At 68.6% G+C, this 23,293-nt stretch carries 19 protein-coding genes and 1 pseudogene; 16 read left to right on the top strand and 4 right to left on the bottom strand.

Annotated elements, in window-relative coordinates; translation table 11 throughout:
• Positions 1–133 precede the first annotated feature (133 nt).
• From FJU31_RS09560 to pcaC, 14 genes are all read left to right on the top strand, one after another.
• On the top strand, positions 134–823 hold the full coding sequence (locus FJU31_RS09560; RefSeq protein WP_150454547.1) for a glutathione S-transferase family protein: 690 nt from the start codon (positions 134–136) through the stop codon (positions 821–823).
• A 31-nt stretch (positions 824–854) separates the two neighbouring features.
• Complete coding sequence (locus tag FJU31_RS09555; protein WP_150454546.1) at positions 855–2,420, top strand: protein adenylyltransferase SelO; 1,566 nt, start codon at positions 855–857, stop codon at positions 2,418–2,420.
• Positions 2,421–3,201: 781 nt separating this feature from the next.
• Positions 3,202–4,713: a right-handed parallel beta-helix repeat-containing protein gene (locus FJU31_RS09550; RefSeq protein ID WP_150454545.1), complete on the top strand. Its 1,512-nt coding sequence runs from the start codon at positions 3,202–3,204 to the stop codon at positions 4,711–4,713.
• A 22-nt stretch (positions 4,714–4,735) separates the two neighbouring features.
• Positions 4,736–6,037 (top strand): carbohydrate porin, encoded by a 1,302-nt coding sequence (locus FJU31_RS09545; RefSeq protein WP_150454544.1) that lies wholly within the window; start codon positions 4,736–4,738, stop codon positions 6,035–6,037.
• Positions 6,038–6,072: 35 nt separating this feature from the next.
• Complete coding sequence (gene aroD, locus FJU31_RS09540) at positions 6,073–6,924, top strand: type I 3-dehydroquinate dehydratase (RefSeq protein WP_246161274.1); 852 nt, start codon at positions 6,073–6,075, stop codon at positions 6,922–6,924.
• 53 nt (positions 6,925–6,977) lie between these two features.
• Positions 6,978–8,297, top strand: coding sequence for an MFS transporter (locus FJU31_RS09535; RefSeq protein WP_188115480.1), 1,320 nt, complete (start codon positions 6,978–6,980; stop codon positions 8,295–8,297).
• 171 nt (positions 8,298–8,468) lie between these two features.
• Positions 8,469–9,149 (top strand): 3-oxoacid CoA-transferase subunit A, encoded by a 681-nt coding sequence (locus tag FJU31_RS09530; RefSeq protein WP_079221588.1) that lies wholly within the window; start codon positions 8,469–8,471, stop codon positions 9,147–9,149.
• Positions 9,146–9,793, top strand: a complete 648-nt coding sequence (locus FJU31_RS09525; protein ID WP_079221589.1) for a 3-oxoacid CoA-transferase subunit B — start codon at positions 9,146–9,148, stop codon at positions 9,791–9,793. Before FJU31_RS09530 ends, FJU31_RS09525 begins: the two co-directional genes overlap by 4 nt.
• A 1-nt stretch (position 9,794) precedes the next feature.
• On the top strand, positions 9,795–11,009 hold the full coding sequence (gene pcaF / locus FJU31_RS09520) for a 3-oxoadipyl-CoA thiolase (protein WP_425473673.1): 1,215 nt from the start codon (positions 9,795–9,797) through the stop codon (positions 11,007–11,009).
• Positions 11,010–11,077: 68 nt separating this feature from the next.
• Entirely contained in the window at positions 11,078–11,788 is a 711-nt protein-coding gene (gene pcaH / locus FJU31_RS09515) for a protocatechuate 3,4-dioxygenase subunit beta (protein WP_150454542.1), read from the top strand.
• A 4-nt stretch (positions 11,789–11,792) separates the two neighbouring features.
• Positions 11,793–12,356 (top strand): protocatechuate 3,4-dioxygenase subunit alpha, encoded by a 564-nt coding sequence (gene pcaG / locus FJU31_RS09510; protein ID WP_150454541.1) that lies wholly within the window; start codon positions 11,793–11,795, stop codon positions 12,354–12,356.
• A gap of 90 nt (positions 12,357–12,446) precedes the next feature.
• Positions 12,447–13,790, top strand: coding sequence for a 3-carboxy-cis,cis-muconate cycloisomerase (locus tag FJU31_RS09505; RefSeq protein ID WP_150454540.1), 1,344 nt, complete (start codon positions 12,447–12,449; stop codon positions 13,788–13,790).
• Between the two features lie 26 nt (positions 13,791–13,816).
• On the top strand, positions 13,817–14,602 hold the full coding sequence (pcaD, locus tag FJU31_RS09500) for a 3-oxoadipate enol-lactonase (RefSeq protein WP_150454539.1): 786 nt from the start codon (positions 13,817–13,819) through the stop codon (positions 14,600–14,602).
• A gap of 22 nt (positions 14,603–14,624) precedes the next feature.
• A complete protein-coding gene (gene pcaC / locus FJU31_RS09495) occupies positions 14,625–15,011 on the top strand; it encodes a 4-carboxymuconolactone decarboxylase (RefSeq protein WP_150454538.1) in 387 nt (128 codons plus the stop codon).
• Positions 15,012–15,089: 78 nt separating this feature from the next.
• Here the strand turns inward: pcaC and FJU31_RS09490 are convergent, their stop codons facing one another.
• Positions 15,090–15,944 (bottom strand): IclR family transcriptional regulator domain-containing protein, encoded by an 855-nt coding sequence (locus tag FJU31_RS09490; protein ID WP_150454537.1) that lies wholly within the window; start codon positions 15,942–15,944, stop codon positions 15,090–15,092.
• A gap of 101 nt (positions 15,945–16,045) precedes the next feature.
• The gene (locus FJU31_RS09485; RefSeq protein ID WP_150454536.1) at positions 16,046–18,469 is read right to left on the bottom strand and encodes a membrane-bound PQQ-dependent dehydrogenase, glucose/quinate/shikimate family; all 2,424 of its coding nucleotides are present in this window, start codon (positions 18,467–18,469) and stop codon (positions 16,046–16,048) included.
• 296 nt (positions 18,470–18,765) lie between these two features.
• On the opposite strand from FJU31_RS09485, the gene FJU31_RS09480 reads away from it, so the two are divergent.
• On the top strand, positions 18,766–19,305 hold the full coding sequence (locus FJU31_RS09480) for an adenine phosphoribosyltransferase (RefSeq protein WP_150454535.1): 540 nt from the start codon (positions 18,766–18,768) through the stop codon (positions 19,303–19,305).
• Between the two features lie 89 nt (positions 19,306–19,394).
• Here FJU31_RS09480 and dbpA read toward each other — a convergent pair whose 3' ends face one another.
• Positions 19,395–20,771, bottom strand: coding sequence for an ATP-dependent RNA helicase DbpA (dbpA, locus tag FJU31_RS09475; protein ID WP_150454534.1), 1,377 nt, complete (start codon positions 20,769–20,771; stop codon positions 19,395–19,397).
• A 181-nt stretch (positions 20,772–20,952) separates the two neighbouring features.
• On the opposite strand from dbpA, the gene FJU31_RS09470 reads away from it, so the two are divergent.
• Complete coding sequence (locus FJU31_RS09470) at positions 20,953–22,836, top strand: ATP-binding cassette domain-containing protein (RefSeq protein WP_150454533.1); 1,884 nt, start codon at positions 20,953–20,955, stop codon at positions 22,834–22,836.
• Between the two features lie 173 nt (positions 22,837–23,009).
• Here the strand turns inward: FJU31_RS09470 and FJU31_RS09465 are convergent.
• Positions 23,010–23,159, bottom strand: a pseudogene (locus FJU31_RS09465) (c-type cytochrome); the annotation flags it as partial.
• Between the last annotated feature and the right edge of the window lie 134 nt (positions 23,160–23,293).

Here is a 23,293-nt window from a genome sequence, read left to right as displayed (position 1 = left end):
GCTGTTTTTTTTCTGGCCTCTTATCCCCGCGCCGTCGGCGCGCCCCCCCCCCCCCCCCCCCCCCCCCCCCTCGACTCTACAGAAGCCATACACCCCCGTGCGGTACGATGCGCGCTTCACAAGGAGCCCACCCATGCGCATCGTCCATCACCTGGAAAACTCCCGTTCGCTGCGCGTGCTGTGGATGCTGGAGGAGCTTGGGCTGGACTACGAGCTGCGCCGCTACCCGCGTGATCCGAAGACGCTGCTGGCGCCGCCCGCGCTGCGCCAGGTGCATCCGCTGGGCAAATCGCCGGTGCTGCAGGAGGGCGATCTGGTGCTGGCAGAGTCCGGGGCCATCCTCGATTACCTGGCCGACCGCTACGACACCGATCGCCAGCTCTCGCCCGCGCCGATGCCGGCCGAGGCGGCCGAGCGCATCGACTACCGCTACTGGCTGCATTACGCCGAAGGGTCGGCGATGCCGCCGTTGCTGCTGACCCTGGTGATCGGCCGCATCCGCAGTGCGCCGATGCCGTTCTTTGCCCGCCCGATCGCCCGCAGCATCGCCGACAAGGCCGAGCGCAGCTTCATCGGCCCGCAGCGGCGCCTGCAGCTGGAGTGGATGGAGCGGCGCCTGGCCGAAAGCCCGTGGTTCGCGGGCGACCGTTTCACCGCCGCCGACATTCAAATGAGCTTCCCGATCCAGGCCGCCGCAGCCCGCGGTGGCGGACTGGACGACAAGCCGGCGCTGCGCGGTTTCCTCGCGCGCATCGGCGAGCGCCCGGCCTACCAGCGCGCCGAGGCCAAGGGCGGCGCCCTGCAGGCCCTGCGCGGCGATTGAGGCGCGGCTCCGTCGCCCCCATTCTGTGGGGATGGATACCAACGCCCCCCGTTTCGACAACCGCCTGCTGACCGCCCTGCCGGGCGACCCCGAGAGCGGCCCGCGCCGCCGCGAAGTGCGCGGTGCCGCGTGGTCATCGGTGATGCCGACACCGGTCGCCGCGCCGACCCTGCTGGCCTGGTCGCCAGAGGTTGCCGCGCTGCTCGGCTTCGAGGCGGCCGACGTGCAGGACGATGATTTCGCCCAGGTGTTTGGCGGCAACGCGTTGTACGCCGGCATGCAGCCGTGGGCGGCCAACTACGGTGGCCACCAGTTCGGCCACTGGGCGGGCCAGCTGGGCGATGGCCGCGCAATTTCGCTGGGTGAACTGGTGGCGGCTGATGGACGGCACTTGGAGCTGCAGCTGAAGGGCGCCGGGCCGACCCCGTACTCGCGCGGCGCAGATGGTCGCGCCGTACTGCGCTCGTCCATCCGTGAGTTCCTGTGCAGCGAAGCGATGCATCACCTGGGCGTGCCGACCACGCGCGCCCTGTCGCTGGTCGGTACCGGCGAAGACGTAGTGCGCGACATGTTCTACGACGGTCACCCGCGCGTCGAACCGGGCGCCATCGTCTGCCGCGTGGCGCCGTCGTTCATCCGCTTCGGTACGTTCGAACTGCCGGCCTCGCGTGGCGAGACCGCGCTGCTGAAGCAGCTGGCCGACGCCTGCATCGCGCGCGATTTCCCCGGACTGCAGGACGAGGGCGAGGCGCTGTATGGCGACTGGTTCGCGCAGATCGCGGTGCGCACCGCCGAGCTGATGGCGCACTGGATGCGCGTCGGTTTCGTGCACGGGGTGATGAATACCGACAACCTGTCCGTGCTCGGCCTGACCATCGACTACGGCCCGTATGGCTGGGTGGAGGATTACGACCCGGACTGGACGCCCAACACCACCGACGCCCAGGGCCGCCGCTATCGTTTCGGCACCCAGCCGCAGGTCGCGTACTGGAACCTCAACCGGCTGGCGCAGGCGCTGTCGCCGCTGTTCGCCGACGTGCAACCGCTGCAGGCGGGGCTGGCCGCGTTCCAGTCCACTTTCGTCGCGTGCACGCGCCGCGACGCCGCGGCCAAGCTGGGCCTGGCCGCCGCCGATGATGAAGACCTGCAGCTCTACCTGCGCTGGCAGCAGCTGCTGCAGGAAGGCGGCATGGACATGACCCTGGCCTGGCGCGCACTGATGCGCGTGGACGCGGCGGCGCCGGATGTCGGGGTGCTGGACGCTGTGTACTACGACGACGCGCGCCGGCAGGCGGTGCAGGCGCCGCTGCAGCAGTGGCTGCAGGAGTACGCGGCACGGTTGCGTGCCGATCCGCTGACGACGGAAGCACGGCTGGCGAAGATGGCGGCGGCCAATCCGCTGTACGTGCTGCGCAACTGGCTGGCGCAGGAAGCGATCGACCGGGCGGAGCAGGGCGATCTGGGCGGCGTGCATGCGCTGCAGGACGTGTTGCGTGATCCGTACACGGAGCGGCCGGGGCTGGAGCACTATGCCGGCAAGCGGCCGGCGTGGGCCGAGCACCGCGCCGGCTGCTCGATGCTGTCCTGCAGTTCGTAGGGGTGTTCTCGACAGGGCTTGCAGCCCTGCACCCGCCGAAGCAACAGCAAAGGCAACGTCAAGAGCAACGTCAAAAGCCTGCATTCCTTGGGATGGCGGGGCGGGTCCGGTTGAGCGGGACGCCTTGAACCCATCCTTGGGGTGTCGGTCGACAGACCTCCGCCATCTGTCGGAACGGCGTTCTGCTCTGGTGGGTGCCGACCGTTGGTCGGCACGGGTCGGATATCGATGTCTTATAGAAAAATCGTGTCGACCAAGGTCGACACCTACCAACAGCCGCACGTCCCAGTAGATCCACGCCATGCGTGGATGAATTCATCCGATATCTGACAGATGTGCCGACCAGCGGTCGGCACCTACCAACAGCCGCGTGAACCTGTCAGAGGCGGGGCGGTGTGGGTGGGCAGGACCGTTGGCGCCATGGATGGCGCCATCGAGGCCCCATGGACGGGTTTACGGCGTGTCCTGCCTACCCACACCGCCCCGCCATCACACGGAATGCCTGCTTTTGCCGTTGCCGTTGCTCCAGGCGGGTGCAGGGCTGCAAGCCCTGCAAAGCCCCCCTACAACCAACGTATTACCTGTTAAGTGCGATATTCGCACGTGCAGTCGATTACCGCACTTGAATGGTGCAGTGCGATAAACCTAATTTCACTCCCACAGTTTCATAGCAGTCCAAGCGATCCACCCCTGGCGGGGCGAGGGCAGCAGCCGGTCCGGTGCTGAAGCCAGGTGCAGGGGAAGACCGCCGGATGTCCCCTCACCTGTGCGGAGTGCTCGCATGCGCCGTCGTCTTTCCTTTGTTTCCCTGTCCCTGCTTGCCGTGCTGCCGTCGCTGGCGCTGGCCTACCAGGCCGAACCGCCGCGCGAAGACCTGCAGGTCCTGCGCGTGGACCGCTATGCCGACGATGCCAACGCGGGCTCGCTGCGCTGGGCCATCACCACCGCCAACGCCGCGCCGGGCCGCTACCGCATCGAGATCGAGGCCGTCGGCGCCGCGCCCTACGTCATCAAGCCGGCCGCACCGCTGCCGGAGATCAAGGGCCCGGTGCAGATCATCGGCACGTCGTGGGCGCGCGATGGTCAGTACGTCGCCATCGACGGCTCGGCCTACGTCACCGGCACCGGCACCGATGGCTGCCCGGGCGCCGAACCCGGCCAGTCCGGTACCAACGTGCGCACCACCACGCTGCCCGGCCTGGTCCTGCGCGATACCCAGGGCGTGGAGCTGGCCGGCCTGGAGATCCGCAACTTCTGCATCGGCGTGCTGGTCAACCGTTCCAGCCACAACGAGATCCATGACAACCGCATCGTCGCCAACAAGGGCGGCGCCGGCATCATGCTCACCGGCGACGACGGCAAGGGCCAGTCCACCGCGACCACCACCGTGCACAACCGCATCGTGCGCAACGAGTTCCTCGACAACGGCGACGGCCTGGAGCTGACCCGTGGCGCGGCCTGGAACCTGGTGGCCGACAACCTGTTCCAGTCCACCCGCGCCAATCCGGAACCCTCGCAGGGCATCGAGATCCTGTGGGGCAATGACAACAGCGTGGTCCACAACCGCTTCGTTGATTACTCCGATGGCCTGCAGGTCAACTGGGGCAACCGCAACTACATCGCGGCCAACACGTTCACCGGCAATTCGCTGGGCCTGAGCATCACCGGCAGCGGCAACGTGGTCGACGGCAACACCATCACCGGCAATGGCATCGGCATCGGCGTGCGCCCGCAGCCGGTGAGTGCGCCGAACCGCTTCACCGCCAACCGCATTTACGGCAACGGCCTGCCGATCGAGCGCTGCGAAGCTGGCGGCGCCTGCGTGAAGGGCCAGCCGCGCGGTGCCATTGTGTTCGGTGTGCCGGGCCTGGAGCACGCCAGCTTCGTCGGCTCCCGCGGCCGTGGCGTCGACAATGATCCGTCCAAGCGTGCGCGCATCTGCACCGCCGCCGGCGAGGCCGACTGCCAGCCGCTGCCCAACCTGGGCCAGGCCGCGCCGCAGCTGACCGCCGTGCAGGGCACGGGCGCGCAGCGCCAGCTCAACGGTCGTTTCCAGGGTGTGCCGGATTCCCGCTACCAGGTGGAAGTGTTCGGCAACCGCGCCGCCAACGGCAGCGAGGCCGAGCTGGTGCTGGGCAGCGTCGAAGCCCGCACCGATGCACAGGGGCAGGGCAGCTTCACCTTCGCGCTCGGTGCCGGGGCAGACGCTGCCGCTGCCAGCAGCCTGACCGCCACCGTCACCTCGGCGCAGGGCGCCACCTCCCCCCTGAGCGCGCCGCTGTCGCTGCGCTGATCACCTCCACGAGACCGCGACCATGAATCCTGCGAAATCCCCTTCACTGGGCCTGTCCCTGGGCATCCTCGCCACTGCGCTGCTGCCGGCCCTGGCCAGCGCGCAGTCCAGCAACCTCTACGACGGCAAGACCCTCACCGGCGACTGGGGCGGTACCCGCACCGACCTGTTCGAGCGCGGCATCGCCTTCCGCGGCGATTACGTGGGCGAGGCCATGGGCGTGGTCGATGGTGGCTATGGCGAAACCGGCGCGCGCTATGCGCAGCAGGTGCGCGTGGGCATGGACCTGGACATGGGCAAACTGGCCGGCTGGGACGGCGGTGCGTTCCACTTCACCCTCAACGACCGTCGCGGCCGCAGCACCTCGGTGGACTTCGTCGGCAACCGCTTCCCGATCCAGGAAGCGTACGGCGGCCAGTACACGCGCCTGACCGAGTTGAGCTACGACCAGACCTTCAACGCCGGCCAGTCGTACTACAAGCTGGGCTACTACGCGATGGGCAACCAGTTCGGCCTGCACAGCCTGCTGACCCACTTCGTCAACGCCGCCTTCTGCGCGCACCCGCTGGCGATGTCCGGCAACAGCGGCTGGTACAACTACCCGATGGCGCGCTGGGGCGGCGAGTTCGCGCAGCAGATCAGCCCGGCGGTGAACGTGCGCACCGGCTGGTTCCAGGTCAACCCGAACCTGGGCGGCAACATCGAGCGCAACGCGTTCCGTCCGTTCGTCTCCGGCACCACCGGTTCGCTGTTCCCGGTGGAAGTGACCTGGACCCCGGCCAAGGGCAGCCGCCATGCCGGCGTGTACAAGTTCGGCGGTTACTACGACACCTCGCGCGTGGACAAGCGCGGCCTGGACACCTCGCCGACCACCGGCCGCCACGGCGCCTACGTGCTGGCCGAGCAGCGCCTGACCCAGGAATCGGCCGACCCGAGCCGCGGCCTCACCGCCTTCGCGCAGTACATGGTGTCCGATACCGATACCGCGCAGATCAAGCGCTGGTACGCGCTGGGTGGCGTCTACCAGGGCATCGGCTCGCGCGCGCAGGACAGCATCGCGCTGGGCTACGTGGGCGCCGACATCAACGACCGCCTGGTCGATGCACGCCGGGCCACGCTGATGAGCGGTGGCGTGCCCACCGATTCGCCGCTGTACAACCTCAGCCAGGCCGAGGAGCTGTTCGAACTGTCCTACAGCTTGCAGGTGAACCCATGGCTGATGATCCGCCCGGACGTGCAGTACATCGTCAACCCGGGCACGTTCAATTACAGCGGTACCGACAACGCCTGGGCCGTCGGTGTCCAGGCCAAGGTGACCTTCTGATGGCTGCGCGCTCCCTCCACGCTCTGGTGACTGCCATGAAATTCCCGTTCGCTTCCGTTGTCCTCGCCGGTGCGCTCAGCGTCTCCCCCCTGCTGGCCCTGGCCGCACCGCCGCCGGCGGTGCTGCAGGTCGGCCAGCTGCGCATCGGCGAGGGCAGCCCCCGCACCATCGTGCCGATCACCGGTGCCACCGCTGAGGTCGCCCTGCAGCAGGCCGCTGCGATTGCTGCCAGCAAGTCCACCGACATCGCCGAGTGGCGCATCGACTACCTGGACATCGCCACCGATGGCAAGGCACTGGTTGCGCTGGGCAAGCGCATCCAGGCCACGCTGGGCGGCAAGCCGGTCATCGTCACCTTCCGCACCAAGGCCGAAGGCGGTGCCAAGCCGATCAGCGATGCCGACTACGGTGCGCTGTACGCCACGCTGCTGCGCGGCGGCGTCGCCCAGCTGATCGACGTGGAGATGTTCCGCGACCCGAAGGTCGTGCAGTCGCTGGTGGCACAGGCGCACAAGGCCGGGGTCAAGGTGGTGATGTCCAACCATGACTTCCATGCCACGCCGCCGCGCGAGGAGATCGTCGCGCGCCTGCTGAAGCAGCAGGCACTGGGCGCCGACGTTCTGAAGATCGCGGTGATGCCGCGTGATGCCGGCGACGTGCTGGCCCTGCTCGATGCCACCTGGCAGGTGCGCCAGCAGAGCGACAAGCCGCTGCTGACCATGTCGATGGGCGGCACCGGCGTGGTCTCGCGCCTGGCCGGCGAAACCTTCGGCCAGGCCCTGACCTTCGGCATGATCGGCACCCCGTCGGCGCCGGGCCAGGTCGAGGTCGATCGCCTGCAGGACGTCCTGCAGCTCATCCATGCATCCAGCCAGGCCGGTCACTGAGACCTTCCCCGCCGGACGTTCCACCGCACCACGCTGTTGCAGGAATCCGCACCATGAGCCACGCCTCCGCCGCTGCACCGCCGCTTGTCCTTGAACGGATGAGTCCCTTCCAGTGGACCGCCATCGCCATCTGCGTGCTGTTGAACATGCTCGATGGCTTCGATGTGATGGTCATGGCCTTCACCGCGCCGCACGTGTCGGCGGACTGGGAACTGTCGGGCAAGGTGCTGGGGCTGATGCTCAGTGCCGGCCTGGTCGGCATGGCGCTGGGTTCGTTCCTGCTGGCGCCGTTGGCGGACCGCTGGGGGCGGCGGCCGATGATCGTCTGCTGCCTGCTGATCCTGACCAGCGGCATGGCGCTCTCGGCGCTGGCCGCCAATGCCTGGCAGCTGGGCGCGCTGCGCGTGTACACCGGCATCGGAATCGGCGGCATGCTGGCCGGTGTCGGCGTGATCACCGCCGAGTACGCCAACGCCAAGTGGCGCAGCACGGCGGTCGCGCTGCAGGCTACCGGCTATCCGATCGGCGCCACCGCCGGCGGCCTGCTGGCGGCGTGGATGCTGGAACACTGGTCCTGGCACAGCGTGTTCCTGATCGGCGCAGGCGCGTCGCTGCTGTGCATTCCGCTGGTGCTGAAGTGCCTGCCGGAATCGCTGGATTTCCTGGTCGCGCGTCGCCCGGCCAATGCACTGCCGCGGCTGAACGCGCTGCTGTCGCGCATGCGCATGCCGGAACTGCAGGCACTGCCGCCGGTCCCGGTGCGTGATGGGCAGCGCCGAGGGTACGCCGCGCTGTTCGTCGGCGACCTGCGCCGCGTCGCGCTGCTGATCGCGCTGGCGTTCTTCCTGCACATGTTCGCGTTCTATTTCGTGTTGAGCTGGACGCCGAAGCTGCTGGTCTCGGCTGGCGTCTCGGCGCAGCAGGGCATCACCGGCGGCGTGCTGCTGAACCTGGGCGGCATCGTCGGCGGCAGCCTGTTCGGCTGGCTGGCCTCGCGCTGGTCGCTGTCGAAGCTGACCGCCGGTGCGCTGCTGCTGGCGATGGTGTCGATGCTGGGCTTTGCGGCGTTCAACACGCAGCTGGGCGTGGCCTTCCCGTTGGCCTTCGTGATCGGTGCGGCGCTGTTCGCGGCGATGGCCGGCCTGTACGCGGCAGCGCCGGTGGTGTTCGCCGCCGAAGTGCGCACCACTGGCTTGGGCTGGGCCATCGGCATCGGCCGCGTCGGCGCGATCCTCTCGCCGCTCACCGTGGGCGTGCTGGTGGATGGCCACTGGCAGCCGTCCGCGCTGTACGTGCTGTGCGCCTTGCCGCTGCTGCTGGCGGCCTGGGCATGCCTCGGCCTGCGCGTCGGCGTCGGCCAGAACCGGCGTTGAACCGATGGCCGGCGCAGTTCACTCAATGTGCGATTATCGAAGAAATTGGCCGAATATCGCATTGACCGGACGGGGTGCCATGGCGACCATGTCCGGGTCGTGTTTTCCCTTCGCAGTGGCCCTGCAGCGTGGCGGCGATGACCGCCGGCAGGCAGGGCAAGGAGCAATGCAGTGATCGACAAGACCGTGGCCAGCGTGGAAGCAGCGGTGGCCGATATCCATGATGGCGCCACCGTGATGATCGGCGGCTTTGGTACCGCCGGCATGCCCGATGAGCTGATCGATGCGCTCATTGCACAGGGCGCGCGCGAACTGACCATCATCAACAACAACGCCGGCAACGGCGATACCGGCCTGGCTGCGCTGATCAAGCACAAGCGCGTGCGCCGCATCGTCTGCTCCTTCCCGCGCCAAGCTGACTCGCAGCACTTCGATGCTGCCTACCGCGCTGGCGAGATCGAACTGGAGCTGGTGCCGCAGGGCAACCTGGCCGCGCGCATCCACGCGGCCGGTTCCGGCCTGGGCGCGATCTTCACCCCCACCGGCTACGGCACCGAGCTGGCCCAGGGCAAGGAAACGCGCGAGATCGACGGCCGCCACTACGTGCTCGAGTATCCGCTGCATGCCGACTTCGCGCTGATCAAGGCCGACCGCGGCGACCGCTGGGGCAACCTGGTGTATCGCAAAACCGCGCGCAACTTCGGCCCGCTGATGGCGATGGCCGCGCGCTGCGCCATCGTGCAGGTACGTGAGGTGGTGGCGCTGGGCGAACTGGACCCGGAGGCCGTGGTGACCCCGGGCATCTTCGTACAACGCGTAGTGCCGGTGGCCGCTGAAGGAGTGCAGGCATGAACAAGCTCAGCCGCGAACAGATGGCCGCGCGCGTGGCGCGCGACATTCCCGAAGGGGCCTACGTCAACCTGGGCATCGGCCTGCCGACCACGGTGGCCAACTTCCTGCCGGCCGACAAGGAGATCTTCCTGCAGTCGGAGAACGGCCTGCTCGGCATGGGCCCGGCGCCGGCCCCCGGCCAGGAAGATCCGGACCTGATCAACGCCGGCAAGCAGCCGGTCACGCTGCTCACCGGTGGCTGCTATTTCCACCATGCCGATTCGTTCGCGATGATGCGTGGCGGCCACCTCGACATCTGCGTGCTCGGTGCGTTCCAGGTATCCGCGCACGGCGACCTGGCGAACTGGAGCACGGGCGCTGCCGACGCGATCCCCGCAGTGGGCGGTGCGATGGACCTGGCCATCGGTGCCAAGCAGGTCTTCGTGATGATGGACCTGTTCACCAAGAAGGGCGAAAGCAAGCTGGTGGCCGAGTGCAGCTACCCGCTCACTGGCCTGCGCTGCGTTTCGCGCGTGTATACCGATGTGGCGGTGTTCGACCTCGGCGCCGACGGTGCGACCGTGCTGGAAATGGTCGAGGGAATGGACATCGAACAACTGCGTGAACTGACCGGCCTGCCGCTGGCACTGGCCGAGGGAGCCTGAGATGAGCCTGCACGAGACCTACATCGTCGATGGCATCCGCACCCCGATTGGCCGCTACGGCGGCGCGCTGTCCGGCGTGCGCGCCGATGATCTCGGCGCGATCCCGCTGAAGGCACTGCTGGCGCGCCACCCGCAGCTGGACCCGGCGCGGGTCGAGGATGTCTACCTCGGCTGTGCCAACCAGGCCGGTGAGGACAACCGCAACGTCGCCCGCATGAGCCTGCTGCTGGCCGGCCTGCCAGTGACGGTGCCGGGCAGCACGATCAACCGCCTGTGTGGTTCGGGCCTGGATGCGATCGGCACCGTGGCCCGCGGCATTGCGGCGGGCGAGCTGGGCCTGGCCATCGCCGGCGGCGTCGAATCGATGTCGCGCGCGCCGTTCGTGATGGGCAAGGCGACCTCGCCGTTCGCCCGCGACCAGCAGATCGAAGACACCACCATGGGCTGGCGCTTCATCAACCCGCGCCTGCGTGAACTGCACGGCGTGGAGACGATGGGGCAGACCGCCGAGAACGTGGCCGAGCGCTACGGCATCAGCCGCGAGGACCAGGATGCGTTCGCCCTGCGCAGCCAGCAGCGCGCGGCTGCTGCCCAGACGCGTGGCTTCTTCGACGGCGAAATCGTCGCGGTGGACGTGCCGGGCCGCAAGCGCGGCGAGACCGTGACCGTCGACCGCGATGAACACCCGCGCGGCGACACCACCGCCGAGGCGCTGGCCAGGCTGAAGCCACTGTTCCGCCAGCCGGGCACGGTCACCGCCGGCAATGCCTCGGGCATCAACGATGGCGCCGCCGCGCTGCTGCTCGCGTCGGGCGCACAGGTGAAGGCGCTGGGCCTGACCCCGCGCGCGCGCATTCTTGGCTTTGCCAGCGCAGGCGTGGAGCCGGCCATCATGGGCATGGGCCCGGTGCCGGCCAGCCAGAAGCTGATGGCACGGCTGGGCCTGTCGATCACCGATTTCGATGCCATCGAACTGAATGAAGCCTTTGCCTCGCAGGGCCTGGCCTGCATGCGCCAGCTCGGCCTGGCCGACGATGCCGCGCACGTCAACCCCAACGGCGGCGCCATCGCCCTGGGCCACCCGCTGGGCATGAGCGGCGCGCGCCTGGCGCTGACCCTGCTGCGCCAGCTGGAAGCCAGTGGCGGCCGCCGCGGCCTGGCGACGATGTGCATCGGCGTGGGGCAGGGCGTGGCGCTGGCCATCGAGCGCGTGTAAGCCTTCCCCATATCCATGATCTGCAAGACAGCCGCGGCCTTCAGGCCGCTCGCCAACAGGAGTACGCCATGAGCGATCCCACTGAACTGCGCGGCTACCGCAAGCCGTACCCCGGCAGCCAGCCGCCGCGCATCCATCTGCCGTATGCCTCCACCGCGCTGCGTGGCCCGGGTACCGACCCGATCGCCATCCCGGTGACGCTCTCGGAAGTGACCGGCCCGAGCATCAACCGCATCACCCTGAGTGAGCATGCCGCCGACCTGACCGCCGGCTTCCCCGGCCAGCCGCAGGGCGAGCGCATCATCGTCAGTGGCCGCGTGCTGGACGAGAACGGCCGCCCGGTGCGCAACACTGTGGTCGAGGTCTGGCAGTGCAACGCCGCCGGCCGCTACCTGCACAAGGGCGACCAGCACGATGCGCCGCTGGACCCGAACTTCAAGGGCACCGGCCAGGTGCTGACCGACAGCGAAGGCCGCTACCGCTTCACCACCATCAAGCCCGGCGCGTACCCGTGGCGCAACCACTACAATGCCTGGCGCCCGGCGCACATCCATTTCTCGCTGCACGGCGATGGCATCGGCCAGCGCCTGGTCACGCAGATGTACTTCCCCAACGACCCGCTGCTGGCGTTCGATCCCATCTACAACTGCGTGGATGATGCCAAGGCGCGCGAGCGCATGGTGTCCTCGTTCGACTGGGAGAACACCGCCAACGAATTCGCGCTCGGCTACCGCTTCGACATCGTGCTGCGCGGTCGCAAGATGACCGTCTGGGAGTAAGACCATGAGTTTCCAATCCACTCCGTGGCAGACCGTAGGCCCGTACTACCGCCTGGGCCTGGAACCGCTGTACCGCACCGAAATCGCCCCGGCCACCGCGCAGGGTGAACGCGTGGAGGTGCAGGGCCAGGTATTCGATGGCAACGGCGTACCGGTGTCCGATGCCGTGCTGGAAATCTGGCAGGCCGACGCGCAGGGCATCTACGCCCATGGCGAAGACCCGCGTCGCGGCGACTACGACCCGGCCTTCGACGGCTGGGGCCGGGTGCCCACCGATGACCAGGGCCGCTTCGCCTTCACCACCGTCAAGCCGGGTCGCGTGCCGGGCCTGCGCGGCGAGCCGCAGGCACCGCACCTGGTGGTGCTAGTGTTCATGCGCGGCTTGTTGCAGGCCACCCGTGGCCGCCTCTACTTCAGCGATGAAGCCAGCAACGGCGAGGATGGCATTCTCGCGCTGGTGCCCGCCGAGCGCCGCCACACCCTGGTCGCACAGGCGCAGGGCAAGGGCCTGTACCACTGGGACGTGCGCATGCAGGGCCCGGACGAGACCGTGTTCTTCGATTACTGATCGCGGCGCGGCCAACGCGCCTTCCGGCCACTCCACGCCCGCGTGCAGCGGGCGCGGGTAAGCTGTGGCCACCCAGGATGGACTGCACCGATGAGCCACTCCCCAACGCTGCTGGGCGGTCTGTTCGGCGACCTCGCCGTCGATGCCGTGTTCAGTGATGAAGCACGCCTGCAGGCGATGCTGGATGTCGAACGCGCCCTGGCGCGCGCGCAGGTGCAGTGCGGGGTGATCCCCGCCGCTGCGCTGGCCCCGATCGAAGCGGCGTGCAGCGCCGATCTGTACGCGATTCCTGCGTTGTCCGCGGCGACCGCACTCGCTGGAAATCCGGCCATTCCGCTGGTCAAGGCGCTAACCGCGCAGGTCAAGGCGAACGATGCCGACGCCGCGCGCTGGGTGCACTGGGGCGCCACCAGCCAGGACATCATCGATACCGGCGCAGTGCTGCAGCTGCGCGCGGCGGTCAGCCACGTGCGGGCGCGCCTGCAGGTGCTGTGCTCGGCGCTGGCGCGGCTGGCCGAGGCCGAGCGCGGCACCGGCCTGCCGGGGCGCACGCTGCTGCAGCAGGCGGTGCCGGTGACCTTCGGGTTGAAGGCGGCCGGTTGGCTGGATGCACTGCAGCGCAGCCAGCGGCGCCTTGATGCGCTGGCCGACGACACCCTGGTTCTGCAGTTTGGTGGTGCCGCCGGTACGCTGGCCTCGCTGCAGACACGCGGGCTGGACGTGGCCGAAGTTCTCGCCGCCGAGCTGCAGTTGCCGCTGCCGGCGCTGCCCTGGCACACCGCGCGTGACCGCATCGCCGAGTTCGGCAGCGTGTTCGCGCTGCTGACCGGCAGCCTCGGCAAGATCGCCACCGACATCGTGCTGCTGATGCAGTCGGAAGTTGCTGAAGCCTTCGAGCCGGCGGGCGAGGGCAAGGGTGGTTCTTCGGCGATGCCGCACAAGCGCAACCCGGTCGGCTGCGTGGCCGCCATCGCCGCGGCCACGCGCGTGCCGGGCCTGCTGTCCACGTTGTTCAGCGCCCTGCCGCAGCCGCACGAGCGCGCGGCCGGGCAATGGCACGCCGAGTGGGACACCGTGCCGGAGATCGTGCGTCTGTGCGCCGGCAGCCTGGCCCAGGTGAGCGTGGTGGTGCAGGGCCTGCAGCTGGATCGCGCGCGCATGCGCCAGCATCTGGACAGCCATGGGGGCCTGCTCTATGCCGAAGCCGTGGCGGTCACCCTGGGTGAGCGCATCGGCAAGCCGGCCGCGCATGCGCTGGTGGAACAGGCGGCCAAGCAGGCGCTGGCGCAGTCGCTGCACCTGCGCGAGGTGCTGGCGCAGACGCCGGAGGTCACCGCGCAGCTGTCGCCTGCACAACTGGATGCCCTGTTCGCCGCCGACAGCTGGCGCGGCATGGCCGATACCTGGATCGACCGCGTGCTCGCGCGCGGCTGATCCCTACGTTCAACGCTGGAGCCCCCATGCCTTTCCTCGACCTTCCGCAGCATCGTCTGCATTACCAGACCGAGGGCCGCGCCGATGGCCCATGGCTGACCTTCTGCAACTCGCTCGGTACCGACCTGGGCATGTGGCAGCCGCAGGTGGATGCACTGGCCTCGCAGTACCGCATCCTGCGCTATGACCGCCGCGGCCATGGCCAGTCCAGTGCGCCGCCAGGGCTGTACACCGTGGCCGAGCTGGGCGCAGACGTGCTGGCCCTGTGGGATCACCTCGGCATCGAGCGCAGCCACTTCTGCGGCCTGTCGATCGGCGGCCTGACCGGGCAGTGGCTGGGCGTGCACGCGGGCAACCGCCTGCGCACGCTCACGGTGGCTGCCACTGCAGCAAAGATCGGCACGCTGGACGGCTGGCAGGCGCGCATCGCCCAGGTCCAACATGATGGCCTGCTGCCGCTGGTGGACGGCACCCGCGAGCGCTGGTTCACCGCCGCCTTCGCACAGACCCATGCCAGCCAGGTGGAGGACATCCTGCAGCGCTTCCTCGCCACCAGCGTGGCCGGCTATGCAGGCTGCTGCAACGCCGTGGGCATGGCCGATTTCCGTGATGTGCTGGGCCGTATCGGCGTGCCGCTGCTGGCCATTGCCGGTGACGACGATCCGGTCTGCGTGCCGGCCGAGCTGCAGGCCATCGCCGAGGGCGTGGCCCATGGCCACTTTGCCGCGGTTCCCGGCCGCCACATCTGCAACCTGGAATCACCGCAGGCGTTCACTGCCGCACTCGCCGCGCATCTTTCCGCGCAGCAATGAATCACTCAACAGGGTTATGACGATGGACGAACAGGAACGCTACGAAGCCGGTCTTGCGGTGCGCCGGCAGGTGCTGGGCGAGGCGCACGTTGACCGCTCGCTGCAGGCGCGCACCGACTTCACCACCGAATTCCAGGATTTCATCACCCGCACGGCGTGGGGCACGGTGTGGACCCGCGAGGGACTGCCGCGGCATACCCGCTCGCTGCTGACCATCGTGATGATGGTGGCGCTGGGCCATGACGAGGAGTTCAAGCTGCACATCCGCGCGGCCCGCAACAACGGCGTGACGCCGGAGGAGATCAAGGAAGTGCTGCTGCAGGCAGCGATCTACTGCGGCGTGCCGGCGGCCAACCACGCGTTCGCGCTGGCCAAGCCGATCCTGGAAGAGCAGGCGTCCGAACGCTGATACGGAATCCGCCGGGCATGGCCCGGCGCTACCGGGGCCGCGCTGTGGTAGCGCCGGGCCATTCCCGGCGGCTTTGCCTCAATTCAACAACGTACCCAACCGCTGCGCTGCGTCGCGCAGGCGCGGCAGCAGCTGGGTCTGCATCACGCCCAGGCCGATGCGGCCCGCTTGGGTGCCGATGTTCAGTGCGGCCACCACCTCGCCGCTGCGCGAATGCACCGGCACGGCGATCGAGCGCAGGCCGATCTCAAGTTCCTGGTCGACCAGCGAGACGCCTTCGCGGCGCACCTTTTCCAGCAGGTCGAGGAAATCGTCCATGCGGGTGACCGTGCGTTCGGTACGCGGCCGCAGCGGATTGCGTTCCAGGTAGCCTTCCAGCGTGTCGCGCGGCAGCGCCGACAGCAGCACGCGGCCCATCGAGGTGCAGTAGGCCGGCAGGCGGCTGCCCGCACGCAGGCCGATCGACATGATGCGCACGGTTTCCGCGCGCGCCACGTACAGGATGTCATCGCCGTCGAGCACGCCCAGCGAGCAGGATTCGTGCACGTCGTCGCGCAGGGCATCCAGCACCGGCTGTGCGGCCGCCGTCATCGACGACGAGGCGACATAGGCGCCGCCCATGCCCAGCACGCGCGGCAGCAGCACGAAGCCACGGCCCTGTTCGCCGACGTAACCGAGCTTTTCCAGCGTGTACAGCACGCGCCGTACCGCTGCGCGCGAGATGCCCGTATCGGTGCTGATCTGCGACATCGTCACTTCGCGCGGGTGCTGCGAGAACACGCTCAGCACGGCCAGGCCGCGGCCGAGCGAGGTCATGAAATCCGGGTCGCCCTGGTTGTCCTGGATCTGGTGCATCAGCTCATGGGCCAGGCCACGATCCTGCGGTGGCGCCGGCGGGCGCTTGGGGCGACGGCTGGGGGGAACGGCAGGCATGGCAGCAGCTTTCATCAGGTTCGACCTTGCATGGTAAGCGCTGGAACCGGTAACCGGTACCCACGCGGCGCAGCCATGCAGGCTGCACCGCGTGGCACGGGCTACCTGCGCTCGGGCAGCGCGTAGGCGATCACGTAGTCGCCACGGTCCGGCGACTGGCGTGCGCCACCGGCGGAAATCACCACGTACTGGCGGCCGGTTTTCGGCGAGACGTAGGTCATCGGCGTGCCTTGGCTGCCGACCGGCATGCGGGCCTTCCACACTTCCTTGCCGGTGCGGCTGTCGTAGGCGCGCAGGTAGTAATCCTGCGTACCGGCGAAGAACAGCAGGCCCGACTGCGTGGACAGTGAACCGCCCAGGGTCGGCATGCCGATCGGAATCGGCAGGCCCATCTTGATGCCCATCGGCCCGGTGTCCTTCACCGTGCCCACCGGCACCTGCCAGACCAGCTGGCGGGTGGCCAGGTTGATGGCCGACATCGTGCCGAACGGCGGCTTCTGGCAGGGGATGCCCAGCTTGGACAGGAAGCGGTCGCGCAGCGAGCCGTACGGCGTACCGGTCTGCGACGCCGCACCCATTTCCACGCCACCGGCGCCGCTGGTCATCTGCGCACGCGGGATCAGCTTGGTCCACAGACCCAGGCGCATGTCATTGACGAACAGGTAGCCGGTGGTCGGGTCGACCGAGGCGCTGCCCCAGTTCATGCCACCCAGCGAACCCGGCCACTGCAGTGCGAGGTCTTCGCCCGGCGGCGTGTACATGCCGTCGTAGCGGAACTGCTTGAACTGGATGCGGCACAGCATCTGGTCGATCGGGGTCGCACCCCACATGTCCGACTCGGTCAGCGTCTGCGCGCCGATCTGCGGCAGGCCCACCGACAGCGGCTGGGTCGCCGCATAGCGCTCGCCCTCGGCATTGCCCTGCGGTGCCGGGATGTTGCGCACTTCGCTGATCGGCACGCCGGTCTGGCGGTTGAGCATGAAGATCTGCCCGGCCTTGGTGATCTGCAGCAGGGCCGGCAGGCTGCCGCCCTTGCCGTCGGGCACGTCGGTCAGGGTCGGCTGCGCCGGCAGATCGTAATCCCACAGATCGTGGTGCACGGTCTGGTAGACCCAGCGCTCCTTGCCGGTGGCGACGTCCAACGCGACCACGGCCGAGCTGTACTTGTCGTCCTGCGGGGTACGTTCACCGGCCCACTGGTCCGGCGTGGTGTTGCCGGTGGGCAGGTAGACCAGGCCCAGCTGGGGGTCGTAGGCCATCGAGGTCCACACGTTCGGCGTGGCGCGCGTGTAGTGGATCGACGGATCCAGCGGCACGTCCGGGGTTTCCTTCGACAGGTCCCAGACCCAGGCCAGCGCGCCGGTATGCACGTTGTACGCGCGCACCACGCCGGACGGTTCACCCACTTCGATATTGTCGGCCACACGGCCGCCGACCACGATCAGATCGCCGGCCACCAGCGGGGCGGCGGTGAGGGTGTAGAAGCCGGGCTTGATCTCGCCCATGCCGGTCTTCAGGTCGACCACGCCGTTGCTGCCGAAGTCCGGGCACAGCGCGCCGGTCTTCGCATCCAGCGCGAACAGGCGCGCATCGATGGAGGTCATCAGGATGCGCTTTTCGCACAGGGCCGGACCGGCGCTGGCGGTTTCGGTGGCCGGCTGCGGCGCGGGTGCCGGCGCAGCCGTCGTTGCGGCTGCCGGTGCGGTGGTCGCATCGAAGTAGCCCAGGCCACGGCAACGCTGCCAGTTCGGCGCGGTGGCCTTGGGGTCGAAGGCCCAGCGCTGCTTGCCGGAGTCAGCGTCGATCGCGATCACCTGGTTGTGCGGGGTGCACAGGTACAGGGTGTCGCCGATCTGCAGCGGGGTGTTCTGGTCCTCGGCACCGAAGCCGTTGCTTTCCGGCACGTCGCCGGTGTGCGCGGTCCAGGCGACCTGCAGTTCCTTCACGTTGGCCGGGGTGATCTGGTCCAGCGCGGCGAAGCGGGTGCCGGCGGTGGTGTTGCCCCAGTGCATCCAGTCGCGCTGTTCAGCGCCCTTGGCCACCGGCACCACCGGCGGCGTCGTGCCCTGTGCGGTCTGCACCGGGCGCGGCTGGAAGGCGGAGAAGGCCGTGCCCAGCAGGCCGACCAGCAGCACCGCAGCCACGCCGTAGGCGCCACGGCCGGCGACATGGCCGCGGCTGCGGCGCAGTACCGGCCAGGCCAGTGCGACCAGCAGGGCCAGCACGGCCGGCATCACCAGGCGCGACACCAGCGGCCAGAACTCCCAACCCGCATCCACCAGTGCCCACACCAGCGTGGCCACGAAGGCCAGGCCGTACAGCAGCGCACCGTTCGGCCGGCGCATCACCAGCAGCACGCCGGCCACGGCCGACACCGCACCCATCAGCAGGAAATACCAACTGCCCCCCAGCATCACCAAGCGAACACCACCGACCAGCAGAACCAGGCCGAACAGGGTCACCAGGATGCCGAGCAGGACCACCAGCACACGGCACAGGGCCGGAACTTTCGTCGTCTCGTCCACGTTGCATGAACCTCATTGCGAAAACCCGCGCGGAGGCGGGAAAGCCCCGCGCGCGCCAGGCGTGGCGGGGGCCGTCGGCATCCCGGGCGGCTGCGGGCCATGGCGGCGGGCAGGCGTCTGCCTGCTTATGACGCAGGCGGGGTGAATGGCCGGTTACGGCGATTATCGCACGGGTGTGCGATTTTGGCGTGATGCTGCGAGGCCATGGGTGGAACGCTGCGGCGCGGTGGTGCCGGGAACGGGCAGGGCCGGGGCGAACCGGTTACCCTATGCCGCCATACAAGCTGGTAGCTGCAATGACCGACGCCACCGTGGCCGTCCCCGCCTGGGCCTCGCGCCTGCGCGATATCGCCGATTTCCCGAAGCCCGGCATCCTGTTCAAGGACATCATGCCGCTGCTCGCCCACGGCGAAGACTTCCGCAGCGCGATCACGGCCATGGCCGACCGCTGGCGCGGGCAGCAGCTGGACGCCATCGTCGGCATCGAATCGCGTGGTTTCATCCTGGGCGCCGCCATGGCGCTGGAACTGGGCGTGGGCTTCGTGCCGGTGCGCAAGCCGGGCAAGCTGCCGGGCAAGGTGCTGCGCGAGGAGTACACCCTGGAATACCGCAGCGACTGCATCGAAGTGCATGCCGACGCACTGCCGGCCGGCGCACGCGTGGCCATCATCGATGACGTGCTGGCCACCGGCGGCACCCTGGGTGCCGCGCTGTCGCTGGTGCGTCGATTGGGCGTTGAAGTGGTCGGTGCCGGCGTGCTGGTGGAGCTGGACGGCCTGGGTGGCCGTGCACGCTGGGAAGCGGATCTGCCGCTGCACACCGAACTGGTGTTCTGAGCGGGACGGATCGAATCACCGCAATCCGGTAGTTGCCAACCTTGGTTGGCATTGCCTTATGGGGCCAACCAAGGTTGGCCGCTACCAGATCACATCATCCGCACGCGGAAGCGACGGCCCTTGATCTTGCCGGCTTCCAGCTTCGCCACTGCCTTGTTGACCTGCTCACGGGCGATGGCAACGTAGGAGCGCGTCGGGAAGATCGCGATCTTGCCGATGTGCTTGCCCGACAGGCCGGCATCGCCGGTCAGCGCGCCGAGGATGTCGCCCGGGCGCAGCTTGTCGGTCTTGCCACCATCGATGCGCAGCGTGCGCATCGCCGCCTGCGGCAGCTCGGCCGGGCGCGACGTCGCCAGCGGCGTCTTCTGCCAATCGAGCGGCTGGCCAAGGTGGGCCTCGACGGCCTCGGCGCGGGTCTTCTCGCGACCGGCCACCAGGCTGATCGCCAGGCCGCTGGCACCGGCGCGGCCGGTACGGCCCACGCGGTGCCGGTAGCTCTCCACGTCGGTGGGCAGCTCGTAGTTGATCACCGCCGCCAGCTCTTCCACGTCCAGCCCGCGCGCAGCCACGTCGCTGGCCACCAGCACGTTGCAGCTGCGGTTGGCCAGGCGGAGCAGCACTTCCTCGCGGTCACGCTGCTCCATGTCGCCATGCAGGGCCAGCGCCGAGAAGCCGAACTGCTGCAGCGAGTTGGCGACCTCGTCCACGTCCTTGCGGGTGTTGCAGAACACCACCGCCGATTCCGGCGTGTACTTCAGCAGCAGGCCGGCCAGCGCCTTCTGACGGTGCGCCGGTTCCACTTCGCAGAACAGGTGGCGGATGGCGGGGGCCTGGTCGGCGCCCTCCACGGTCACTTCCAGCGCATCGCGCAGCAGGTCGCGGGCGATCTCGCGGATGCTGTCGGGGAAGGTGGCCGAGAACAGCAGGCTCTGCCGGTCCTTGTGGGTGCGGCCGGCAATCTCGCGGATCGGCTCTTCAAAGCCCATGTCCAGCATGCGGTCGGCTTCGTCCAGCACCAGGGTGCGCACCGCGCCCAGGTTCAGGGCGCGCTTGCGGGCCAGTTCCTGCACGCGGCCGGGGGTGCCGACCACCACGTGCGGATCGTGGCCTTCCAGCGAGGCCAGCTGCGGGCCCAGCGGCACGCCACCGACCAGCAGCAGCAGCTTCAGGTTGGGGATGCCGGTGGCCAGCTTGCGGATCTGCTTGGCGACCTGGTCGGCCAGCTCACGGGTCGGGCACAGCACCAGCGCCTGCACGCGGATCAGGCTGGGATCGATGGCCTGAAGCAGGCCCAGGCCGAAGGCGGCGGTCTTGCCGCTGCCGGTCGGCGCCTGTGCGATCACATCGCGGCGATCGAGGATCGCAGGCAGGCTCTGCGCCTGGATCGGCGTAAGGGTGGTGTAGCCGAGGGCGTCCAGGCCGGGCTGCAGGGCCGGGCTCAGCGGCAGGGTCGAAAAGTCAGTCATGGCACATTGTACCTGTGTGCCCTGACCGGGTTGCAGCCATTGCTGGGGGAAATGCAGCGGTAGAGTCGGCCGTTGGTCGACTATCGTGCAGCCCGGCACCCCCAATCCCAGAGCAGTCGACCAACGGTCGACTCTACCGCCGAGATTCCGGCGGACGCCCGCCAACCCGTACAATAGTGGGATGCCTCTGATTACCCTACAGAACGTCGACTTCAGCGTCGGCGGCCCGTTGTTGCTGGAAAAGGCCGAACTGTCGATCGAGCCGGGCGAACGCATCGCCCTGATCGGCCGCAACGGCGCCGGCAAATCCACCCTGCTCAAGCTGCTGTCCGGCGACCACAAGCCCGACGACGGCGAAGTCCGCGTACAGCAGGGCGTCCGCGTGACCCGCCTGGAGCAGGAAGTGCCGCATGGCGCTGCCGGCTCGGTGTTCGACGTCGTGGCCGATGGCCTGGGCGAACTGGGCCAGTGGCTGGCCGAGTTTCACCATCTCAGCCATGCCGAGGTCTTCGACGGTGAAGCCCTGGGCAACGTCCAGGCCAAGATCGATGCCGCCAACGGCTGGGGCCTGGACCAGCGCGTCAGCGAAACCCTGACCAAGCTCGACCTGGACGGCGAGGCGGAGTTCGGCCGCCTGTCCGGCGGCATGAAGCGCCGCGTGCTGCTGGCCCGCGCACTGGTGTCCAGCCCGGATGTGCTGCTGCTGGACGAACCGACCAACCACCTCGACATCGAAGCCATCGACTGGCTGGAAGCCTTCCTCAAGGGCTGGAGCGGCAGCGTGGTGTTCGTCACCCATGACCGCCGCTTCCTGCGCGCGCTGGCCACCCGCATCGTCGAGATCGACCGCGGCCAGGTCACCAGCTGGCCGGGCGACTGGGCCAACTACGAGCGCCGCCGCGAAGAACGCCTTAACGCACAGGCGCAGGAAAACGCCCGCTTCGACAAGCTGCTGGCGCAGGAAGAAGTGTGGATCCGCCAGGGCATCAAGGCCCGCCGCACCCGCGACGAAGGCCGCGTGCGCCGCTTGAAGGCGATGCGCAACGAGCGTTCCGAGCGCCGCGAACTCAGCGGCAACGTCAAGATGGAAGCCGCGCAGGGCGTCAGCTCCGGCAAGAAGGTCATCGACGTCAAGGACGTTTCGTTCGCCTTCGGCGAGCGCACCATGGTCCGCGACTTCACCACCACCATCCTGCGTGGCGACCGCATCGGCCTGATCGGCCCCAACGGCAGCGGCAAGACCACGCTGCTGAAGCTGCTGCTGGGCGAACTGCAGCCGGCCAAGGGCGAGGTCAACGCCGGTACCAACCTGCAGATCGCCTATTTCGACCAGTACCGTGCGGTGCTGCGCGAGGATTGGAGCGCGATCGAGAACGTGGCCGAAGGCCGCGATTTCCTCGAGTTCAACGGCAAGCGCAAGCACGTGCATGCCTACCTGCAGGATTTCATGTTCACCCCCGAACGCGCGCGCGCGCCGATCACCCGCCTGTCCGGTGGTGAGCGCAACCGCCTGCTGCTGGCCAAGCTGTTCGCGCAGCCGTCCAACCTGCTGGTGATGGACGAACCGACCAACGACCTCGACGTGGAAACCCTGGAGCTTCTGGAAGAGCTGCTGGGCGACTACACCGGAACGTTGCTGCTGGTCAGCCACGATCGTGACTTCATCGACAACGTGGTCACCTCCACGCTGGTGATGGAAGGCGACGGCGTGATCGGCGAATACGTGGGTGGCTACACCGACTGGCAGCGCTATGCAGCCAGCGTGGCCCCGCCTGCGGCGGCGCCAGTGGCCAAGCCGGCTGCTGCTGCACCGGCCGCTGCTGCTGCGGCGGCTCCGGCCGCGCCCAAGCGCAAGCTGGCCTACAAGGAAGCGCGCGAGCTGGAACAGCTGCCCAAGACCATCGAGAAGCTGGAAGGCGACGTGGAAGGGCTGACCGCGGCGATGAACGACCCGTCGTTCTACACCCGCAGCAGCGCCGAAGTGACTGCGCACACCCAGCAGCTGGCCAAGGTCCAGGCCGAGCTGGATGCGGCGTACGCGCGCTGGGAAGAGCTGGAAGGCTGATCGTCGGCCGTTGATCGGCGCTGCCTGCGCCGGTTGCTGTAGAGCCGAGCCCGTGCTCGGCTCATCGCGGACCGGACGAAAAGCAGCCGAGCGTGGGCTCGGCTCTACATGGGTGGCGCCGCGTACCTGCCGTCAGGGCGGACCAACGGTCCGCACCCACCGGAATGGCGCGGTCATTTCACCCCGTGCAGGTCCCGCAGCTGGCTCGGCCGGCTGCCGAAGTACGCGGCCAGGTCGGCGATGTCCTGGTCGCTCAGGTCCTTTGCCTGCGGGGTCATCAACGCGTGCTGGCGGTCGCCGGCACGGTAGGCCTGCAGGGCATGGCCTGCGCCGGTTGCTGTAGATACCGTGTTGTCCTTGCCTAGGCAAGGACGACTTCAGGCTCAAACGGTCGGCCGCTTTTCAGTACTCCCCAGACCAGGTGTATGAGCTTGCGCATCAGCGCACAGATGATGAC

The sequence above is a fragment of the Stenotrophomonas cyclobalanopsidis genome (assembly GCF_008710035.1).
In the GTDB taxonomy this organism is placed as follows: Bacteria; Pseudomonadota; Gammaproteobacteria; order Xanthomonadales; family Xanthomonadaceae; genus Stenotrophomonas; species Stenotrophomonas cyclobalanopsidis.
Note: the sequence above shows the minus strand (reverse complement) of the source record. Positions and strands in the feature narration are given on the sequence as shown.

Coding starts and splice junctions, on each gene's coding strand:
- FJU31_RS09525 (WP_079221589.1), top strand. CDS start 9,146: ATGAACAAGCTCAGCCGCGAACAGATGGCCGCGCGCGTGGCGCGCGAC.
- pcaF (WP_425473673.1), top strand. CDS start 9,795: ATGAGCCTGCACGAGACCTACATCGTCGATGGCATCCGCACCCCGATT.
- FJU31_RS09505 (WP_150454540.1), top strand. CDS start 12,447: ATGAGCCACTCCCCAACGCTGCTGGGCGGTCTGTTCGGCGACCTCGCC.
- FJU31_RS09545 (WP_150454544.1), top strand. CDS start 4,736: ATGAATCCTGCGAAATCCCCTTCACTGGGCCTGTCCCTGGGCATCCTC.
- FJU31_RS09535 (WP_188115480.1), top strand. CDS start 6,978: ATGAGCCACGCCTCCGCCGCTGCACCGCCGCTTGTCCTTGAACGGATG.
- FJU31_RS09550 (WP_150454545.1), top strand. CDS start 3,202: ATGCGCCGTCGTCTTTCCTTTGTTTCCCTGTCCCTGCTTGCCGTGCTG.
- aroD (WP_246161274.1), top strand. CDS start 6,073: ATGAAATTCCCGTTCGCTTCCGTTGTCCTCGCCGGTGCGCTCAGCGTC.
- pcaH (WP_150454542.1), top strand. CDS start 11,078: ATGAGCGATCCCACTGAACTGCGCGGCTACCGCAAGCCGTACCCCGGC.
- pcaC (WP_150454538.1), top strand. CDS start 14,625: ATGGACGAACAGGAACGCTACGAAGCCGGTCTTGCGGTGCGCCGGCAG.
- FJU31_RS09555 (WP_150454546.1), top strand. CDS start 855: ATGGATACCAACGCCCCCCGTTTCGACAACCGCCTGCTGACCGCCCTG.
- FJU31_RS09490 (WP_150454537.1), bottom strand. CDS start 15,944: ATGCCTGCCGTTCCCCCCAGCCGTCGCCCCAAGCGCCCGCCGGCGCCA.
- FJU31_RS09470 (WP_150454533.1), top strand. CDS start 20,953: ATGCCTCTGATTACCCTACAGAACGTCGACTTCAGCGTCGGCGGCCCG.
- pcaG (WP_150454541.1), top strand. CDS start 11,793: ATGAGTTTCCAATCCACTCCGTGGCAGACCGTAGGCCCGTACTACCGC.
- FJU31_RS09560 (WP_150454547.1), top strand. CDS start 134: ATGCGCATCGTCCATCACCTGGAAAACTCCCGTTCGCTGCGCGTGCTG.
- pcaD (WP_150454539.1), top strand. CDS start 13,817: ATGCCTTTCCTCGACCTTCCGCAGCATCGTCTGCATTACCAGACCGAG.
- FJU31_RS09480 (WP_150454535.1), top strand. CDS start 18,766: ATGACCGACGCCACCGTGGCCGTCCCCGCCTGGGCCTCGCGCCTGCGC.
- dbpA (WP_150454534.1), bottom strand. CDS start 20,771: ATGACTGACTTTTCGACCCTGCCGCTGAGCCCGGCCCTGCAGCCCGGC.